The sequence below is a fragment of the Acidobacteriota bacterium genome, from assembly GCA_009838525.1.
GTDB lineage: Bacteria > Acidobacteriota > Vicinamibacteria > Vicinamibacterales > UBA8438 > VXRJ01.
Genome location: VXRJ01000034.1, coordinates 123,188 through 142,139 on the forward strand (window position 1 = coordinate 123,188; position 18,952 = coordinate 142,139).

The window sequence follows — 18,952 nt, forward strand, 5'->3', positions numbered from 1 at the left end:
GTCTGGTTGCTACCGCAGGTACAGGAACTCGTTCAGGTTCATCATGACGTGGGTGAAGTCGACCAGCGACTCGTCCGCGATCAGATCGCGGGCGATCGCCCTTTCCCCATCGGTCGGTTGCCGCGTCAGGGCGATCAGGTACGCGCGCTCGATCTGCGCATCGACGTCGCCGGGCGCCTCGCGCTCGAGCCGGTCGGCGAACAGTTGCGCCTGGTTCAGCACGAACGGGTTGTTCATCAACGTCAGCGCCTGCGTCGACACGGTCGAGACGTTGCGCGCCGCCGCGGTCTGGTTCTGATCCGGCAGATCGAAGGTGTCGAAGAAGGGGAAGCCGAGCGACCGGCGCCGGAAGACGTAGACACTGCGGCGCCACACTTCCGGACGATCCGGCTCCTCGCACCAGATGCCCGTTGACGGCGCCGTGATCCGCCGTCCCGGCTCCGGGCTGCCGCACCAGAAACCCTTGCCGTCCGACTGGAACAGGATGTCGGCGGGGATGTGCGGGAAAATTGCGGGGCCGCCTACCGTCAGGTCGATGCCGCCGCTCACGGTCATGATGGCGTCGCGCAGGACTTCGGCCTCCAGGCGCTGTCCGCGGTAGCGCCAGAGGAGGTTGTTCTCGGGATCGGCGGCCACGTTCGATTCATTGGCGAACGACGACGCCATCCGGTAGGCCTCCGATGTCATGAGGAACCGGTGCATCTCCTTGATGCTCCAGCCCCGGTCCATGAACTCGACGGCAAGCCAGTCGAGCAACTCGGGATGCGTCGGCGCATCGCCCATCCGGCCCAGGTTGTCCAATGTCCGGACGATGCCACGGCCGAAGTGGTGGTGCCAGATCCGGTTGACTATGACGCGGGCCGTCAGCGGGTTGTCACGTGACGCGATCCACTCGGCGAGGGCGAGCCGCCGGCCGGACGTGCGACCGTCGGGGCGGGGGATCTCGGTGGGCGGATCGCCGTAGGTCGCGGCGGTCAGGAACCCGGGGGACATCTCCGAACCAGGACTGAACGGATCGCCCCGAATCAGGAAATAGTTGGGAGGCGACTGGTAAGCGGGTCCGCCCTCCTCCCACAGGTACGTTCCCTCCGCGTCAGGCGCCGTCCGGCATTCGGGACACCCGATCACCTCGTCTCCCGGGCCGTCGGGCGCGAAGCGGTAGTCGCCGTCGGTGACGATGTGGGCCATCGGCGGCTCGGATGGCCGCTGCTCGTTGAACGCCGCGATCTGTGCCCGGAGTTCCTCCACCCGGGCCGCATCGTCGGGGCTGAGCGCCTCGGTTACCTGAGCCCGCGGCGGATTGATGGTGAGCACCTGCGTTGCCAGGAGCTGCTCGCCCGGCGTGCGTTCCGCCTCCGGCTTGAATGCAGCGGCCTGGACGTTCTCCGGGAAGTTCTCCCGGATCATCTTCGCGCGGAGCTCTTCGCGGTACGGGTTCTCGATGGCGTCGATCTGGTCGCGTAGCGGCTGCTGCTGGCGGTCGATGTCGGCGTTCGCGGCGCGCCAGACGTCCGCCTCGGCGCGGTCGAGGAGCGGCTGATCGATCTCGACGTAGCCGTAGATCGACGCCTGCATGCTGTAGTAGTCCTTCTGCAGGATCGGGTCGAACTTGTGGTCGTGGCAGCGGGCGCAGTGGACGGTCATGCCGAGGACCCCGCGCCCGAGCGTCGCCAGCATGTCGTCGAGATAGTCGTGCCGCCGCTCCGGGTTGTCTTTCTCCCGGAAGTTGACGCGTGGTCCCGAGCGGAGGAAGCCGGTCGCGATCAGCGTCTCGTCCGTCACGTGGTCCAGCTCGTCACCCGCGATCTGCTCGCGCAGGAACTGGTTGTAGGGCTTGTCCCGGTTGAACGCGTTGATGACATAGTCCCGGTAGCGCCAGGCGTTCATCCGGACGTAGTCCTGCTCGAAGCCGTCCGTGTCGGCGTAGCGCGCGACGTCCAGCCAGTGGCGGCCCCAGCGCTCGCCGTAGTGGGGGGAGTCGAGCAACTGCTCGATGAGCCGTTCCCAGGCGCCGCGCTCGGTGTCAGCAAGGAAGGCCTCGACCTGCTCCGGCGTCGGCGGCAATCCGGTGAGGTCGAGGTACGCGCGCCGCAGCGCCGTCAGTCGGTCGGCCCGCGGCGCCGCCTCAACACCCGCACCGCCCCGCGCCGCCGCGAGGAAGCGATCGACCGGGTGGGTGTAGACGTCCGACGCGGGCACGTCCACTTGCACCGGGTGCTGGAACGCCCAGTAGTCACGTGCGCCGGGAGGCAGCTCGCTGTTCTCGAGGGCGGCGAGGGCAACGTCGGCATCGATCGCGCCACCCGCATCCCAATGCGCGCCCTCGTCGATCCAGGTACGCACCATGGCAAGTTCGGCGTCCGTCAACGCATCGCCGCTCATCGGCATGGGCGGCTGATCCAGCCCCGCCACCATCCGATAGAGACGACTGCCGTCGGCGTCGCCCGGCACGATCGCCGGACCCTTCGTTCCGCCCGCGAGCGCGCCGTCGCGCGAACTCAGGTCGAGATCGGAGAGCTGCGCCGCCTCGCCGTGGCAGTTCCAGCAGCTCCGCTCCATGATCGGACGGATGTGGTCGGTAAAGGTGACCGGTCCCGTCTGTGCGGCGGCCGGCGCCGCGGAGCTCGCGACGAGGAGAATGGCTGCCGCCGCAACCAGAAGCGTCCGGGGGGCTGGGGACGTGGGTGTGAGGCTGCGCATCGTTTCGGTTCCTTCGCTCTTTGGACCAGCGATCGCTACCTGGCGATCTTCGGCAGCTTCGACCGGTACTCCGGATCCTCGGCGTACCGGTAGTTGTGCACGATGTTCTCCACGCCACGGTTGCCTTCGTGGCAGGCGTACTCGAACATCGGCTGATCGGTCTTGTGCATCGGGATGACGGCCGTCCAGTGCCGCTCCCAGGTCGCGGGATCGTCGAAAGTCACCTCGTACTCGATGACGTCGGGCGCGACGCGCGTGAAACGCTCCGTCAGTACCATCCCGGCCGTCGCGCCGCGCGGGGCGCCGTGCGGCACGAAGTTGGTGGTCTCCACCACCAGCGTATCGCCGTCGTAATAGCCGCGAGACGAGCCGTGCCACTGCGGGATGGCGCCGGCCAGGTGCGGACGATCGTCCAGCGGGACGATCCGGACGGCGTGAATCATCTCCTGCATGATCGCCACGTGCGTCGGCGTCTGCGCTAACTGGTAGTTGTTGTTGTAGGCGCCCGGCAGCCGCGGCACGCCGAACGTGATGCAACGCTCGCCCAGGCTCCGGTCCTGAACCGAATGTGTCAGTCCGCGGCGCGCGCTACGTTCGCGTCCAGCCGCGCGGGCCGTCTCGGTGGTCGGCGGAATGCGGCCGTCAGGCGGGTCGACGATGAGTGACGTACGCCGGTCGGCGGTCATCTCGCGTCCGTTGTCCAACCACCACTTCGCGTGCACGCTGGGCGAGCGGTCGTAGTCGTCGAGGCGTTCGGAATTGACCCGCTCGTACTCCGCAACTTCCTCGGCCGTCAGCGTTGACTTGTCGCCGAACTCCCGCGGGCGCTCGAGCGGCGTCGCCGTCCGGTAGTCCCAGACTCCCTGCAGGTCCGGCGCACCCCACGGCGTGCGCGGCGCCTCGAAGTCGTCGGCCGCCGCGCCGGCGCCCTCGCCCGCGCGCTCCTGCGCCAGGGCCGTCCCAGCCCACACGGCGATCAACGAAGCCGCGACTGCCAAACGCAGTGCGGTGCGAAGTCCATCACACACCCAACACCTCCCGCCAGGGCGACCGCCGGACACAGCGCCGCCAGAGCCTCGCCAGAGACTTTGATCGGCAAGGATATCACTCCTCCGCCTGTGGATCGACTCCATTTCCCCGGTACATCTTCCGGGAGCCGGTGCTACAGTAGCTACCTGTTTTCGGGGAGGTCGAGATGAAGCGCACACGCTGTTTGGCCGCACTGACCCTGGTCGGCGTGCTGGTAACGGTCGCCGCGAACGAGGCGCGGCAGGACCGGTTCCGGATCCGCCCGCTGGAGCTGACGGACAATCTCTACATGCTGACTTCCGATCCGTCGGAGCAGGGGATGCGCACCGGTGGCAACACGGCCGTCTTCGTCACGTCGTCGGGCGTCGTGCTTGTGGACACGAAGATCCGGGGCTACGGCCAGGACATCATGGACGAGGTGCGCCGGATCACGGACCAGCCGGTGACCACGATCATCAACACGCATACGCACTGGGACCACAGCGGCGCGAACACTGAGTTCCCCGATACCGTGAACTTCGTGACGCACGAGAACACGGCGGGGCACATGGCGAGCACGGACTGCGATGACGGCTCCGGCTTCCAGGGCGGCTCGATCAAGAACTGCGAGGCCTTCACCGGCGAGAACAGCAGGTTCCTGCCGAAGACGACGTTCTCCACCCGGACATCGCTCTTCAGCGGGCCCGATCAGATCGACCTCTACTACTTCGGCCGGGGCCACACCGACGGCGACACGTGGGTCGTCTTCCGGGAAGCCCGCACGATGCACACCGGCGACATGATGGCGCGCAAGGGCCTGCCGTTCATCGACGCGGCCAACACCAATGGCAGCGCCACCGAGTTCGGCCAGACGCTGGAGAAGGCGATCGCCGGTGTCTCGGGCGTCGACACACTCATCCCCGGCCATAACGACGACCCACTGACTTGGGATGATCTCGTCGAGTACTCCGCCTTCTATAACGACCTGGTCGCCCACGCGGAAGAAGGCAAGGAGGCCGGCCGGAGCGCCGCCGAAACCGCGGCTGCGTATACGCTGCCGAGTCAGTTCAGCGACTTCCAGGCGCCCCCGGACCGGGTCGAGATGATCGTGGGACTGCTCCACGAAGGGCGTTAGCCCTGAGTCCCTCCGGCCCGCGGTGATCTCCTCACTTCGCGGGCGGCGACGGCAGCTTCGACAGGTAGTCCGGATCCTCCGCGTAGCGCGCGTTGTGGAGGATGTTCCGGAGGCCGTAGTTCCCTTCGTGGCAGGCGTACTCGTAGGGTGGCTGGTCCGTCCGGGTCATCGGCATGGCGAACGTCCAGGGGCGCGTCCAGGTCTCCGGGTCCGTTAGGGTCGCGCTGTAGCGGATCGTTTCCGGGCCGACGCGGGTCAGGCGTTCCTCCAGCCGGAGCCCCGCCGTCGAGCCGCGGGGAGCCGCCCTGTCCGAGAAGTGCGTGCTGACGACGACGAGCGTGTCGCCTTCCCAATGCCCGCGCGCGACGCCGGACCAGAGCCGCACGTCGTCCGCCGGACGATCCCGCCCGTCGAGCGCCACGATGCGCGCGTCATGAATCATCTCGGAGAAGAGGACGACGTGATCCGGCGTCTGCACGATTAGGTAGTTGTTGTTGTACGGACCCGGCACCGGCGGCATGCCGAAGTTGATGCAGCGTTCCGTGAGGCTACGGAACGTCGGGCCGGCGGCGGGATGTTGTTGCGCCCGCTCGCGCCGGGCCCCAGCGCGCGCCTTCGCCGCCTCGGTCGTCTCGGGGATCCGGCCGTCGGGTGGATCGATGATCAGCGAGGTCCTGCGGTCCGAGGTGAGTTCGCGACCATAGTCGAGCCACCAGACGGCATGGACCGTGGTCCGGGCATCGCGCACCGCGTTGGCGCGGGTTTCGTACTCGGCCGCCTCTTCTTCCGTGGCGACGGTCCGGTCGGCGAACTCCTCGGGGCGCTGGAGCGGCGTCAGCGTCCGGTAGTCCCAGATGCCTTGCAGATCAGGATCGCCCCAGGGGGTAGTGGGGGCCGTCCAACTGTCCGTCCCTGCGTCCTCGGACGAGATCTGGGCGGCGGCGCGGGTGAGAAACCCGGCCGCGCCGAGAGCGACACCGAAACAAAGGACCAACACAAGTGCAAGCTGCCCCTGCCGCCCCCGGGCCTGCCGAACGTAGCGTCTCGTGTCGCTCATGGAGGGGTTTATGGCAGCGTCAGCGCGATCAGTTGGGGGACATCCCCGCCGATGGTGAGGGCGATGTACTGGCGACCCTCGTGCAGGTAGGTCATCGGCGTGCCGATGGCGCCGGCCGGAAGGTCGACCGAGCCGACAATCTCGCCCGTCGACTTGTCGCGCGCCACCAGGCGCGGGCCGCCGTCCGAGCCGCCCGCACTCAGGGCGCTGATGAGGAGCGTCTTAGTCAGCACCGGTCCGGCGTGGCCTTCACCGCCCAGGGGCGGAAGGTCGAGGTCGCGCAGCATCGGGTGGTTTCTGTAGCGGTCGCCGTCGCCGTTCGGCTGCATCCATGCGTGCTCGCCGCGGTGCATGTCGATGGCGGTCATGCGGGAATAGGGCGGCTTCAGCAGCGGAAGGCCGCGTGGCATCGTCGGCTGAATGCCGCTGTCGAAGGCCGCCTGTGTGTAACGAAGGTTGCCGCCCTCGGCCGGCTCCGGCGTGTAGTACTTGATGACCGAGAAGCGGTTTTCGGACGGAACGTAGAGCATGCCGGTGTCCGGATCGACGGCCGCGCCGCTCCAACTGGCGCCGCCAGCGATGTGGGGACGCTGAATCGTCCCCTGTAGCCCTCCGTCGTGGCTCAGCATCGGCGGCGTGAACAGCGGGCCGAGGCGGAAGTCCTTCACCGCCTCCACCGCCAACTCGCGGATCTCCGGCGTGAAATCGACGAGATCGTCGATCGCTATCCCCTGGTACTCGAACGGCGGTGGCTTCGTCGGGAAGGGCTGCGTCGGCGCCAGCACTTCGCCCTCGAGGTCGGTGTCGGTTTCCACCGGACGCTCCTCGATCGGCCAGACCGGGTCGCCCGTCGCACGGTCGAAGACATAGGTAAAGCCCTGCTTGCTCACCTGCGCCACGGCCTTGATGTCGCGGCCATCCACGGTGATGTCAACCAGGTTGGGCGCGGCGGGGAAGTCGTAGTCCCAGACCCCGTGATGCACCGCTTGGAAGTGCCACACGCGTTGGCCGGTTCCGGCGTCGACGGCGACGATGCTCTCCGCGAACAGGTTGTCACCCAGGCGGTGGCCGCCGTAGTAGTCGCTCGTCGGCGTGCCGAGCGGCAGATAGAAGATGCCCAGTTCGTCGTCGGCGCTGAACGGCGGCCAGATGTTGGCGTTGCCCGAGTAGCGCCATGACTCGTTCAGCCAGGTGTCGGCGCCGAAGTCGTCTCCCTGCGGAACGGTTCGGAACGTCCACTTCAGCTCGCCGGTCCGGGCGTCGATCCCCTTCAGCCAGCCGGGTGGCGCCTCCTTGCGGATGACGAAGTCCGAGACGATCGTGGGTGTCACGACGACGTCGTGCGTGACGACGGGCGGCGAGGCGACGCCTATCAGGTTGCGGCCCAGGTAGTTCCGGTCGTTGCGGTCCGCGCGAGGAATGCCCGTCGTCAGATCGACGCGGCCGTTGTCGCCGAAGCCGCGGACCGGCTCGCCGGTGCGCGCGTCGACGGCGTGCAGGTACGCCGCGTTCGTTCCCCAGAAGATCCGGGCGTCGCTGCCGTCCGGCTCGGACCAATAGGCAACGCCGCGCGAGCGGTAGGCGTGCGTCGGTCGGCCGCCGTTGTAGGCCTCCGGGTTGTAGACCCAGAGCGTTTCGCCCGTTCCGGCGTCGATGGCGGCTGCCTGATAGAGCGCGGTGGAGAGATACAGCACGCCGTCCACCATCAACGGCGTCGCCTGGATGCCGCGGATCGAGATCCGGGGCGGGTCGGTCGGCTGCGCGCCGTCGTTCGTGTTCGCCCCGGCGCCTGCCGCCATCAGGCGCTGCTGAATCGTCTCGATGTCGACCCCGGCGTCGGGCGTGTCCCACCGCCAGGCAATCTCGAGGTCGCTGAAGTTGGTCGCATCGATCTGATCGAGCGGCGAGTACTTCGTGCTTCCGTTGTCGGCGGCGTAACTGCGCCACTCCCCGTCGACAGCGCCGTACTGCGCGGCGACGGGCCCGGGCGCCAGCACGAACGGCAGCGCCGCGGCGGCGACGGCGACTAAACGTGCGTGTCGAGCGGACATCGGATCCTCCAGTCAGGAACGCGCGGCGGGTCGCGCATCCTGGTTCCGCGTGCGACTATCGTATAGCGCACAAATGCCATCGGAGGCGAACCTGCGCCGATTGCTCGGCCGCGGCGACGTGCTGGCCATCGCCTTCGGCGCGATGGTTGGCTGGAGTTGGGTCGTGCTGGCCGGCGAGATGATCGTGCGCGCGGGCGCGGTCGGCTCGATCCTCGCCTTTGGGGCCGGCGCGGTGATGGTCTGGTTGGTCGGCCTTACCTACGCGGAACTGTCGGCTGCGCTCTCCCGCGCCGGCGGCGAGATCAGCTTCACCTTCGTGGCGTTCGGACCTGCCGGGGCGTTCGCGTGCGGCTGGACGCTGGTGCTTGCCTACGTTGCGGTATGTGCCTTCGAGGCCGTTGCCCTGCCAACGGTTCTCAGCCATCTCGTGCCCGGTTTCGAGGTTGCGCGCCTCTACCAAGTAGCGGGCTGGGACGTGCACGCGAGCTGGGTGATCGCGGGGGTGGCGGGCACCCTGGCGATCGGCGTGGTCAACTACCGGGGGATCCGTTTCGCGGCCTTCGCGCAACGCCTCGCCGTCGGCGGCCTGCTGCTGGTGGGATTGGCGTTCTTTCTGCCGGGCTCCGTACACGGCGACACTGCCAACCTGGCGCCGTTGATCACCGGATGGGAGGGCGTGCTGCGCGTGGTCATCATGACGCCGTTCTTGTACGTCGGGTTCGACGTCATTCCGCAGCTCGCGGAAGAGATCGACGTTCCGCTCCGGACCGTCGGCCGCGTCATCGTCCTCTCCATCGTGATGGCGCTCGGTTGGTACGGCCTCGTGCAGTGGACGGTCGGCCTGTCGCTGGACCCCGCCACGCTGACGGATCGGGCCCTGCCGACGGCGGACGCCATGAGCGCCGTCTACGGCAGCGAGTGGGCCGGGCGCGTGCTCGTGATCGGCGGCGCGTTCGGCATCCTGACGAGCTGGAACGCGTTCTTCCTGGGTGCTTCCCGCCTGCTCTTCGCAATGGCTCGCGGCGGGATGCTGCCGGCCGTCTTCGCGCGCCTTCACCCCCGCTACGGGTCGCCGGCGGCGGTGGTCGTCGTGCTGACGGGCATCACCACGATCGCGCCGTTCTTCGGCCGGCCCGCGTTGGTATGGCTGGTCGACGCGGGTTCACTGGCGACCGTCGTCGCCTACCTGTTCGTGGCCGCGGCGTTTCTCGTCATCCGGCGGCGGCACCCCGACCTGCCGCGCCCGTATCGCGTCGCGGCGCCGGCGGTGGTCGGGTGGCTTGCGGTCGCGGCGACCGTCTTTTTCATCCTGCTCTATCTGCCGGGCAGCCCGTCGGCGCTCGTCTGGCCGGAGGAGTGGGCCATCGTGCTGTTGTGGATGGTCCTGGGCGCGGTGCTGGCGACCGGCATCCGGAGCCGGGTGGCGACACTGGGGGCCGCCCGGCAGGCCCGGCTGATTCTGGGCGACCAACTGCACGTCCTGGCGCGCCGGCGGTGATACCATGCACTGCTACGACGAAGGTCGTTTTCCAGGGAGCCCGCGCGGGTACGGACGCGGGCCACAGGAGATGGTCAACATGCAGATTCAGTTTCGCGCGGTGGCGCTCGCGGTAGTCGTTCCGATGCTCTTCGTTACGGTGGCGGCGGCTCAGTCGGAGCTGCGCACGCCGGATGGCCAGCCGGACCTGCAGGGGGTCTGGGACTTCCGCACGATGACGCCGCTGCAACGGCCGGAGGATCAGGAACAGGAGTTCCTCACCGAGGAGGAGGCGGCGGAAGCGGAAGCGGCCGCCAACGCGCGGCGCGCGGCACTGCTGGAGCCCAGCGAAGTGCGGACTGAACCGTTGCCGGCGGGAGGCACCGGCGCGGAACGCGGCCAGCGAGTGGGCGGCTACAACGATTTCTGGCTCGACTACGGTACCAACATCATCGGGGACCGCCGGACATCGCTCATCGTCGATCCGCCGGACGGCCGGCTGCCGTCCCTGACGCCGGAAGGCGAGCGCCTGCGTCAGGTCGGTTCCCTCGCCGAGGATCTTCCGATCGAGCGCCCCGTCCGGGTCCGGGCGGCCGGCACCGGCCCCAATGATCCCGAAGATCGTGGCCTGGCCGAGCGTTGCCTGCTTGGCTTCAACAGCGGTCCGCCGATGATGCCGAGCGGCTACAACAACAACATGCAGTTGTTCCAGACGCCGGATCACGTCGTCATCCTGAACGAGATGGTGCACGACTCCCGGATCATCCCGCTCGACGGCCGTCCGCACCTTCCGGAGGACGTTCGCCAGTGGATGGGCGACTCACGCGGTCACTGGGACGGCGACACGCTGGTCGTGGTCACGAAGAACCTGACGGAATACACCGGCAGCTTCGACCCGTCCGCCACCCTGTCGATCGGCACGGGATTGACGGTGACCCTGACCGAGCGCTTCACCCGTGTCGATGAGGACACGCTTCTCTACGAGTACACGGTGGACGACCCGACCATCTTCACGCAGCCGTTCACCGTGGCGGTTCCGATGCGTCGCAACACGGAGCCTGTGTTCGAGTACGCCTGCCACGAAGGGAACTACGGCCTGTTGAACATCCTCAGCGGCGCGCGGGCCGAGGAAGCGGAGTCCCAGTAGCCCGGGTCCGCGTCGGAAGGGGACATGACTTCACGACGCAGATTCCTGATGCAGGCGGCGGCGTTCGGAGGGGTGGCGCTGGCCGCCCGACCCGGGGTGTCGCCCGCGCGCGCGGCGGCGCAGTCGGGCAGCGCGGCGGACTATGCCGCCATGTACCGCGAGCGGCGTAACTGGGGGCGCTGGGGAGCCAACGATCAGGTGGGTGCGATCAACCTGATTACCGCCGAGAAGCGCCGTGCGGCGGCGGGACTGGTGCAGACGGGGCGGACCGTCTCGCTCAGCCGCACTTTCGAGCCGCCCCAGCACTTCATGACGAAGGGCTCGCTCGGACCCGGCAGTGGCTACGTCATGGACTATCTCGGCTTCATCTACCACGGCGTGACGATCACGCACATCGACGCGCTTTGCCACATCTGGGATGACGACGGGATGTGGCAGGGGCGCGATCCGGACGTGGAGGTCACCACGCAGGGGGCTCACTTCGGCGACATCACGCACTGGAAGGAAGGGATCATTACGAAGGGCGTGCTGATCGACGTCCCGCGCCATCGGGGCGAGCCGCACGTCTCGATCGAACAACCGGTGACCGGCGAGGAGTTGGAGGCAATCGCGCAAACCGAGAACGTCACCGTGGAGCCGGGCGACGCGTTGCTGGTCCACAGCGGCTGGGGCGCCTACATGGCGAGCGATTCCGACCGTAGCCAGGGCGGTCCCGGTCTTCACGCGAGTTGCGCGGAGTTCATCCGCGACCACGATGTCGCGCTGCTCGGCTGGGACCTGATGGACGCCCGCCCCCAGGGCGACCTCGCCTGGCCCGTGCATGGCGTCCTCTTCAACTTCGGCGTCGCCCTGCTCGACAACGCGCTGCTGGAACCGATTGCGGAAGCGTGCGCCGAGGAGAACCGTTGGTCCTTCCTGTTCCAGGCGCTTCCCCTCAACGTCGCGGGAGGTACCGGCAGCCCCGTAAATCCGATCGCGATGTTCTGAAGCGGTAAGACCCGAGGTGGGCTGCGTCCGGGTGGCTATACTCGGAACATGCCCACGGTGACCGCGGCGCTCCACGATCTCCATGCGCGCGCCGCGGACGACGTGCGCCGCATGTCGATTCCCCAGCGCGTGGAACTGGCGTTGCGCCTGGGCGAGCGAGACCTTGAGTCGTTCCGCGCCACGCACCATCTCGACCGGGCGACGGCAAGGCGTCTCCTCGAGCGGCGCAAGCAGGCGACCCGCCAACCCAGCGCATGCCTGGACCGGCTGATCGGCTGAAGCTCGCAGAGCGAGTTGCCGCGACGCTCGGCGCGGCGCGAGCGCGATTCGCCCTGATCGGCGCCGCCGCCATGGCTGTCCACGGCGTCGCTCGCTCGACGCAGGACGTGGACCTTCTCACACTGTCGGACGTCAGTCTGGACGGCGCAGCCTGGGAGCCGCTCGCGGAGGGAGGCGTGGACGTGTCGGTGACCCGTGGCGACGCGGACGATCCCCTCGCTGGCGTTGTCCGCTTCAGGCAGGAGGGTCAGGATCAGGTCGACCGGATTGTCGGACGCTACCGCTGGCAGCAGCGTCTCCTCGAGCGTGCCGAGCCCGCCGTCGTGGGAGGAGCCATCACGCTGCCGACTGCCCAGCCTCGTGATCTCGTTCTTCTCAAGCTCTTCGCCGGTGGTCCCCACGATCTGTGGGACATTGAGCAGCTATTGGTCGGTGCGGACTCCGAGACCTTGGTGAGTGCGGTCAGCGACGATGTGAGCCAGCTTCCTGCCCGGTGCCGCCGACAGTGGGATCGCCTGCTTCGCGAACGTTCGGATGATGCCGGCGGGGACGCCGGCGCACCGTAGGACGTGGACGCCGGCGCACCGTAGGACGTGGACGCCGGCGCACCGTAGGGAACGCCTAGTCCGGCAGCGCGAAGGCCACCAACTCGGGCACGTCGCCGCCGACAGTGAGCGCGATGTACTGGCGGCCCTCGTGCAGGTAGGTCATCGGAGTGCCGATGGCGCCGCCGGGTAGATCGAGCGAGCCGACGATCTCGCCGGTAGCCTTGTCGCGGGCGATCAGCCGGGGGCCGCCGTCGTTGTTCTCGCCGCCGGCGGACAGCGCGCTAACCAGGAGCGTCTTCGTGAGGACCGGGCCACCCCTGCCGTCTCCCCCGACGGGCGGGAGATCGAGGTCGCGCAGGCGCGGGTGGTTGCGAAAACGGTCGCCGTCGCCGTTTGGTCGCATCCAGGCATGATCGCCGGTGTTGAGATCGATGGCGGTCATCCGGGAATACGGTGGCTTGAACAGCGGAAGCCCCTGTGGCATCAGGGAAGGTGTCTGAAACCCGCCCTGCGTGTAGTTGAGGTCCGATCCCTCCTCTTCCGGAGTGACGTACTTCAGGATGGAATAGGCGTTTACCGACGGGACGTAGAGGATGCCGGTCTCGGGATCGACGGCCGAGCCGCCCCAGTTGGCGCCGCCGGCCAACGCCGGGCGTTGAATCGTTCCCTGCATCCCTCCCTCGACGGACAGCATGGGAGGCGAGAACAACCCGCCCAGCCGGTGGTTCCGCACCGCTTCGACCGCCATCTCCCGCAGCTCCGGCGTGAAGTCGACCAGGTCGTCGATCGATGAGCCCTGGTACTCGAACGGCGCCGGCCTTGTCGGAAACGGTTGCGTGGGCGCAAGCACCTCGCCCGGCAGGTCGGTGTCCGTCTCGACCGGCCGCTCTTCGATAGGCCAGACCGGCTCGCCGGTCACGCGATCGAAGACGTAGGTAAAGCCCTGCTTGCTGATCTGCGCCAGCATCTTCACGGGCCGCCCGTCCACCGTGACATCCACCAGGTTCGGGTGTGTCGGGAAGTCGTAGTCCCAGACGCCGTGGTGTACCGCCTGGAAATACCACTGGCGCGCGCCCGTTTCGATGTCGAGGGCGACGATGCTCTCCGCGAAGAGGTTGTCGCCCGGGCGGTGGCCACCGTAGTAGTCGTTGGTCGGCGTGCCGGTCGGCAGATAGACGAAGCCCAGTTCCTCGTCGGCCGCGAAGGCGGACCAGACGTTGGCGCCACCGGTGTAGCGCCACGAATCGCCTCCCCACGTGTCGACGCCGAAGTCATCCGATTCCGGCACCGTCTTGAACATCCACCGCGTCTCGCCGGTGCGTGCGTCCACTCCCTGCACCCAGCCCGGCACCTGCTCGCGAGCAATCGGCTGATCGGAGATCGAGAGCGGCGTGACTATCACGCCACGGGCGACGAGCGGCGGCGAGTTGACGCTCACGAACGGGTGGCCCTTCCAGTCGACCCGGCCGCGACCGTTGCGCGGCAGCTCCGCCGCCAGGTCGACGCGGCCGTTGTCGCCGAAGCCCGCGGCCGGCTGCCCGGTTCTGGCGTCGAGGGCAAGCAGGTACCCGTCGGGCGTGCCGTAGTAGAAGAACTCGTCGCTGCCGTCCCGCCAGTACGCGCCGCCCCGCGAGCTGAAGTTGCTCGAGTTGATGGAGAACTTCGTGTCCCGGACCACCTCCGGGTTGTGCACCCAGATCGTCTCGCCGGTCCCGGCGTCGAGCGCCACCGCGAGACGGAGCGGCGTCACGACGTAGACGACACCTCCGACCATGAGCGGGGTGACCTTCAGGTTGCCCAGGCTGAGGTCTTCATGGATCTCGCGGAGCGCCTCGAGATCCAGGCCGGCATCGGCCGACTGCCAGCGCCAGGCGATCTTCAGGTCGTTGAAGTTGGTGGCGTCGATCTGATCCAGGCCGGAGTACTTGGTGCCCCCCACGTCGCCGCCGTAGTAGGTCCACTCACCGTTCGGCGCGCCCTGTTGCGCTGCAGCCGACGCGGGGATCGCGACGCTGGCGAAAAACGCCGCAGCCAGCGCGAGCGTCGCCCGCCGCGCCGTCATTGCTGCTGACCGGTGCCGTCCGCCTGAACGTTCTCGGCCGTCTCGTGGACGACCCCGAGATCGCGGAGCGCTTGCGCGGAGTTGCCACTCGGGTAGGTAGTGATGTCGGGCCGCGCCGCGCGGCGCTGCTCGGCGCCCTCCGCGATCTGCAGCGGCGTTTGGCCGTTGCCGTTCTTCAGGGCGAGGTCGGCGCCGTGCTCAGCGAGCAACTCCACGACGGTGGCGTAGTTGCGCTGAGCGGCGGTATGGATGGGCGCCGTGCCATCGCGATCGGTGTGGTTCACATCGGCACCGAACTCGATCGCCACGCTGGCTGCTTCGAGGGCCTGCCGCTCGTCGGCGTCGGGATCGCGGAGCGAGCTGTTGAAGACGCGGCCCCGATTGTGCTGGCCGCGCACGGCGGCAAGCAACGGCGACTGGAAGCCGCCTGCGATGTACGGCGGGCCGACACCGCCCGCCCGCTCGAACACCGACTCCCACATTTCGAGTGTCGTGAGTGACGGATCGGCCCCGGCGTCGACCAGGGCTCGCATGATCTGTGGTTCCTGATAGTAGGCTGCGAGCCAAAACGGCGTGGCGCTCGTCAGTTGCGGCGCGATGTACCAGTCCTGGCCGGCGCGGCGGAGGGGTGTGCCCTTTTCAAGGCGCGCGTTGGGATCCGCTCCCGCTTCGGTCAGCGCCCGCACGAGCCCCAGATCGCCGCGCAGAATCGCGGCGTGCAGCGGCGTGTAGCCGGCGCCCCGTGCGTTCGGGTCGGCCCCTGCCTCGAGCGCGAACAGTGCGAAGTTCGTCTGGCCGCTGTGCGTCGCAATGGTCAGGACGCTCGCGCCGGTCGGCGCTGTTTCGTTGATGTCAGCGCCGCCCGCGACAAGCAGCCGGCCCGCTTCCGTATCGCCATGGCGCGCGGCGAAGAGGAGCGGTGTGTAGCCGCCGCGATTCCAGACGATACCCTGGTCGTACTGGGACGCATTGGTGCTGTCGCTGTGCATCAGGCGGGGACGGATCCGCGAGCGCGCGGCGACGTCGGCGCCGTGCTCGAGCAACGCGGCGATCACGTCGTGATGGCCCTGCGCAACCGCCCACATCAGCGCGGTCTGGTCGCGCGACGCTTCGGCCGCGTCGATGTCCGCGCCGTGCGCCAGGAGCAGGCGGACCGCCTCTACGCTGCCGGTGCGGGAGGCAGTCATGATTGGGGTTTCGCCTTCCGGCAAGGTGACGTTCGGGTCGGCGCCCGCGTCGAGCAGCCGCTCGACCATGCGTGCGCTGCTGTTGTCGGCGGCCAGCCAGAGCGGGGTGGCGCCCAGCTCGTTCGCGGCGGTTACGTCAGCCCCGGCGTCGATCAGCAGGTCGGCGATCTCGAGGTCGTCACGGTAGGCGGCCCAGTGCAGCGCGGTCGCGCCGTCCGGCTGCCGGGCGTTGACGTCGGCGCCGTCGGCGATCAGCGTCCGGACCGCCTCGGCGTCCTGATTGCGTGCCGCCTCGATTATCGGCGCGCCGTCGACATTCGCGGCGGCCGGGGCAGCCGCCGGCAGGGCAAGTGCGAGGGCAATCGCCACCCGCGTCGAGGTCCGTGCACGCGCCGCCGTCACGCCATACCCCTTTCCGCCCATCATCGCGCCTATCTTACCGTAGCCCTTCGTTTCCACAATCGTTCTTGTCCATCCGGTCCGCTTCTCGCGATGTGCCGGTTGAACCAAGCCTCACCTCGGCACATAATGGGCAGAATCCGGCACCGCCGGGACGGTGCCGTTGTGCGTGGAGGCCTTAGCCATGACCCGATGGATCAGTTTCGCTGCCGTCGTCGCCGTGCTTATGCTGGGATCGGCGCCCGCCGTGGCCCAGGATCATCCCACCTACAACGGAGGGGTGGGGCAGCTCCTGCTCGACAATTGCGCCAGTTGCCACCGGCCGAACCAGGTGGCGCCGATGTCGCTGCTGTCTTACGGCGACGCGCGGCCGTGGGCGCGGGCGATCAAGGCGAAAGTGGCATCCCGCGAAATGCCGCCCTGGTTCGCCGATCCGCGGTTCGGCACGTTCGAGAACGACACGAGCCTGAGCGACGACGAGATCGCCACGATCGTCGCCTGGGTGGATGCGGGTGCGCCGGAAGGAGATGGCCTGGCGCCGGAGCCGCCGGTCTTTTCGGAAGCGGGCTGGAGCCATCCCGAGGGACTCGAGCCGGACTACGTGATCGAGTTTCCGATAGCGTGGCATATCGACGCCGACGGTGAGACGCCCAACTTCAACTTGTACACGCCACTGCCGTTCGACGACGTGATGCAGGTGTCCGCCACGCAGGTGCGGCCGGGCAACTACGCGGCCACCCACCACATCACGACCGGCCTGGTGAACCTGCCTGTCGGCGTGAAACTGGGACGTGGAGCCGCCTGGGCGGGCGGACCGATGGTCGACTACGTGCCGGTGGAGGATCCGGATGCCGACCCGGAGGAGGTTGCCGCCGCGGAGGAAGCGGAACGGGAGCAGCAGCAGGACGAGGACGCGCGTGACGGCCGGAACGACGCCGACGCGGAGGAGCGTGCGCGCGCGCGGTCCGGCTTCGGTCCCTATATTCCGGGTGTGGGCGCCGAACTGGTGAAGCCGGGGCAGAAGCGCGAGATCCGCGGCGACCTCTTCGACTACATCATCTGGAACCTCCACTACCAGGCGACCGGCAAGCCCGAGACCGCACGGCCGGCGATCGGGGCCTGGCTGGCGTCGGATGACGCCGAGAACTTCGAGCGGACCATGTTTCTGCGCGAGTACACGTCCGAAAACGAGCAGTTGGTCGCGCCGCCACCCCTCACCCCGGAGGAGCGCCGCGCCGCCGCTGCGTCGCGCCAGGTGGGCCAGGGGCTCAATCCACTGCTGGCTCCGATTCCGCCCAACGACGCGAACTGGACCGTCACGGGCATCGGCGCGTTCCAGAACGACGCGTTCATTCAGAGTCTGTTCCTCCACATGCACGTGCGGGGCAAGGACGTCACCTACGTGCTCACCCGCCCCGATGGAACGGAGGAGATCCTTCTGCGGGTGCCGAACTACAGCTTCGACTGGCAGTTCGAGTACGACCTGACCGAGCCCGTCTTCGCGCCGGCCGGTAGCACCGTCAAGGCGATTGCCCGCTACGACAACTCCCGGACGAACCGGCTGAACCCGGCTCCCCACAAGGAGGTGTACTGGTCGGAGCAGAGCTGGGACGACATGTTCCTGGCGAACGTCAGTTACACGCTCAAGGACGGAGAACCCGCGAGCGAGGACTGATGAACCACGGTCGCACGGTCGCGTTGCACCGCGCGGGCGCGCTGCTGGTGGCGATGCTCTCGGCGTCGGTGTCAGGCGCTGCGGCTGCTTCGCTGCAACAGCCGGGCGGCGGCGACAACGGGCCTGCGGTCGAGGTGGTTCACACCGTGGGTTGCGCCGAGCGGCGAGGCGGCGACGCCGACTGGTGGCTCGTCCGGGCCGCCGAGCCGGAGCCGACGGGGGTGGGCGTCTTCAATGTTCTCGAGGTGGACGCCGCCAAGTCGCGTCCTCTCGGTGACCGCGAATTCCAGCTGATCGGCGTGCCGGACTTTCTGGGGGCCGAGGCACTGCTGAGAGCGGCCGACCGGGCGCTGTTCACGGAGCCCGATCAGGTGAACGCCACCGGCGAGTTGCGCGACGGCCGCGCCGTTCTCGTGAAGGCGCTCCTGATCGATGCGGAGCCCCCGCCGCGCCTGAACCTGCTTGCCGTCGTCGGCCTGGCTGATAACTGCGGAACGGACTGACCGGGAGGGGTACGTTGATCGGACGGAAACCGGTGACGGGGTTCATCGCTGGAGTGGCCGTCGTTGCATGGGCCGCACCGCTCGCCGCGCAGACGCCGGAGGAGATCGAGGCGGAGCCGATCGTCAAGCTGCAGGCGGGTGAGACGCCGGTTGAGGGTCAGTGCCTCACTCAGCAGGAACTCGATCTGATCGACGGTCTGAACGCGCTTCGGCGTCCAACGGTGGGGGTCGAGGCGGACGGCGACGATCCGCTCCCGTTCGATCCGCACTACCTGGTGGGTGAGTGGTCCATCGAAGGCGTGCTGCCGGATTCCCCGCTGGCGCCCGCTGGCGAGTTCATCGGCACCGAGACGGTCGAGCACGTCGGCGGATGCTCCTACCGATCCACCATTGAGGCGACGATCGCGGAGGAGAACGTCACGATCGAAGCGCTGACGGTGTACGACCGGCGGGCGACCTACATGGTCCGCATCGAGGACGACAGCCGCGGCTTTCGACTGGTGAAGGTGGGCCGGGTGGGCGGCGATCCCGGCGGCTACTTCTCGCATCACTGGGAGACCCCTGCCATTTCGCGGGGCGGCAGCCAGGTCCGCCTCGCTGGCCGCACCTACATCACCTCGCCGTTCGCGTATCAGGTTCGGATGCGGATCTCGGAGGACGGAGGTCCGTTCGTCAACTTCGGTTCGGTCTGGTGGGAACGCGTGGACGAAGATTCCGGGCCGTAACGGTGTCCAGGG

Annotated in this window: 15 protein-coding genes; 9 read left to right on the plus strand and 6 right to left on the minus strand. The window is 68.2% G+C overall.

All coding sequences use genetic code 11. From position 1 onward, the window contains the following. Positions 1–9 precede the first annotated feature (9 nt). Together F4Y45_14740 and F4Y45_14745 are read right to left on the minus strand one after the other, a co-directional pair. Positions 10–2,700 carry a DUF1553 domain-containing protein gene (locus F4Y45_14740; GenBank protein ID MXY25761.1) on the minus strand — a complete coding sequence of 897 codons (2,691 nt, stop codon included), beginning with the start codon at positions 2,698–2,700 and terminating at the stop codon, positions 10–12. Between the two features lie 35 nt (positions 2,701–2,735). Next, entirely contained in the window at positions 2,736–3,671 is a 936-nt protein-coding gene (locus tag F4Y45_14745; protein MXY25762.1) for a hypothetical protein, read from the minus strand. Positions 3,672–3,895: 224 nt separating this feature from the next. Between F4Y45_14745 and F4Y45_14750 the strand changes: the two genes are divergently transcribed. Next, positions 3,896–4,843: an MBL fold metallo-hydrolase gene (locus tag F4Y45_14750; protein ID MXY25763.1), complete on the plus strand. Its 948-nt coding sequence runs from the start codon at positions 3,896–3,898 to the stop codon at positions 4,841–4,843. A gap of 31 nt (positions 4,844–4,874) precedes the next feature. On the opposite strand, the gene F4Y45_14755 is transcribed toward F4Y45_14750, so the two are convergent. Then, positions 4,875–5,900, minus strand: a complete 1,026-nt coding sequence (locus F4Y45_14755; GenBank protein ID MXY25764.1) for a hypothetical protein — start codon at positions 5,898–5,900, stop codon at positions 4,875–4,877. Between the two features lie 8 nt (positions 5,901–5,908). Next, positions 5,909–7,951, minus strand: coding sequence for a pyrroloquinoline quinone-dependent dehydrogenase (locus F4Y45_14760; protein MXY25765.1), 2,043 nt, complete (start codon positions 7,949–7,951; stop codon positions 5,909–5,911). Between the two features lie 73 nt (positions 7,952–8,024). On the opposite strand from F4Y45_14760, the gene F4Y45_14765 reads away from it, so the two are divergent. The 5 genes from F4Y45_14765 (at position 8,025) to F4Y45_14785 (ending at position 12,407) form a co-directional block, all read left to right on the plus strand. Beyond that, positions 8,025–9,449, plus strand: coding sequence for an amino acid permease (locus tag F4Y45_14765; GenBank protein ID MXY25766.1), 1,425 nt, complete (start codon positions 8,025–8,027; stop codon positions 9,447–9,449). A 79-nt stretch (positions 9,450–9,528) separates the two neighbouring features. Next, positions 9,529–10,575, plus strand: coding sequence for a hypothetical protein (locus F4Y45_14770; protein MXY25767.1), 1,047 nt, complete (start codon positions 9,529–9,531; stop codon positions 10,573–10,575). A 24-nt stretch (positions 10,576–10,599) separates the two neighbouring features. Further along, positions 10,600–11,562, plus strand: coding sequence for a cyclase family protein (locus F4Y45_14775; protein ID MXY25768.1), 963 nt, complete (start codon positions 10,600–10,602; stop codon positions 11,560–11,562). Positions 11,563–11,610: 48 nt separating this feature from the next. Next, positions 11,611–11,841, plus strand: coding sequence for a hypothetical protein (locus tag F4Y45_14780; protein MXY25769.1), 231 nt, complete (start codon positions 11,611–11,613; stop codon positions 11,839–11,841). Further along, the gene (locus F4Y45_14785; protein ID MXY25770.1) at positions 11,817–12,407 is read left to right on the plus strand and encodes a hypothetical protein; all 591 of its coding nucleotides are present in this window, start codon (positions 11,817–11,819) and stop codon (positions 12,405–12,407) included. The genes F4Y45_14780 and F4Y45_14785 overlap by 25 nt, the downstream gene beginning before the upstream one ends. A 55-nt stretch (positions 12,408–12,462) precedes the next feature. On the opposite strand, the gene F4Y45_14790 is transcribed toward F4Y45_14785, so the two are convergent. Continuing rightward, a complete protein-coding gene (locus F4Y45_14790; protein ID MXY25771.1) occupies positions 12,463–14,451 on the minus strand; it encodes a pyrroloquinoline quinone-dependent dehydrogenase in 1,989 nt (662 codons plus the stop codon). Continuing rightward, on the minus strand, positions 14,448–16,064 hold the full coding sequence (locus F4Y45_14795; GenBank protein MXY25772.1) for a hypothetical protein: 1,617 nt from the start codon (positions 16,062–16,064) through the stop codon (positions 14,448–14,450). Before F4Y45_14795 ends, F4Y45_14790 begins: the two co-directional genes overlap by 4 nt. A gap of 157 nt (positions 16,065–16,221) precedes the next feature. On the opposite strand from F4Y45_14795, the gene F4Y45_14800 reads away from it, so the two are divergent. From F4Y45_14800 to F4Y45_14810, 3 genes are read left to right on the plus strand one after another with little or no spacing between them, the layout of a single operon-like run. Beyond that, a complete protein-coding gene (locus F4Y45_14800; GenBank protein ID MXY25773.1) occupies positions 16,222–17,712 on the plus strand; it encodes a cytochrome c in 1,491 nt (496 codons plus the stop codon). Next, complete coding sequence (locus F4Y45_14805) at positions 17,712–18,215, plus strand: hypothetical protein (protein ID MXY25774.1); 504 nt, start codon at positions 17,712–17,714, stop codon at positions 18,213–18,215. Before F4Y45_14800 ends, F4Y45_14805 begins: the two co-directional genes overlap by 1 nt. A gap of 14 nt (positions 18,216–18,229) precedes the next feature. Further along, positions 18,230–18,940, plus strand: a complete 711-nt coding sequence (locus F4Y45_14810) for a hypothetical protein (protein ID MXY25775.1) — start codon at positions 18,230–18,232, stop codon at positions 18,938–18,940. The last annotated feature ends 12 nt before the right edge of the window (positions 18,941–18,952 follow it).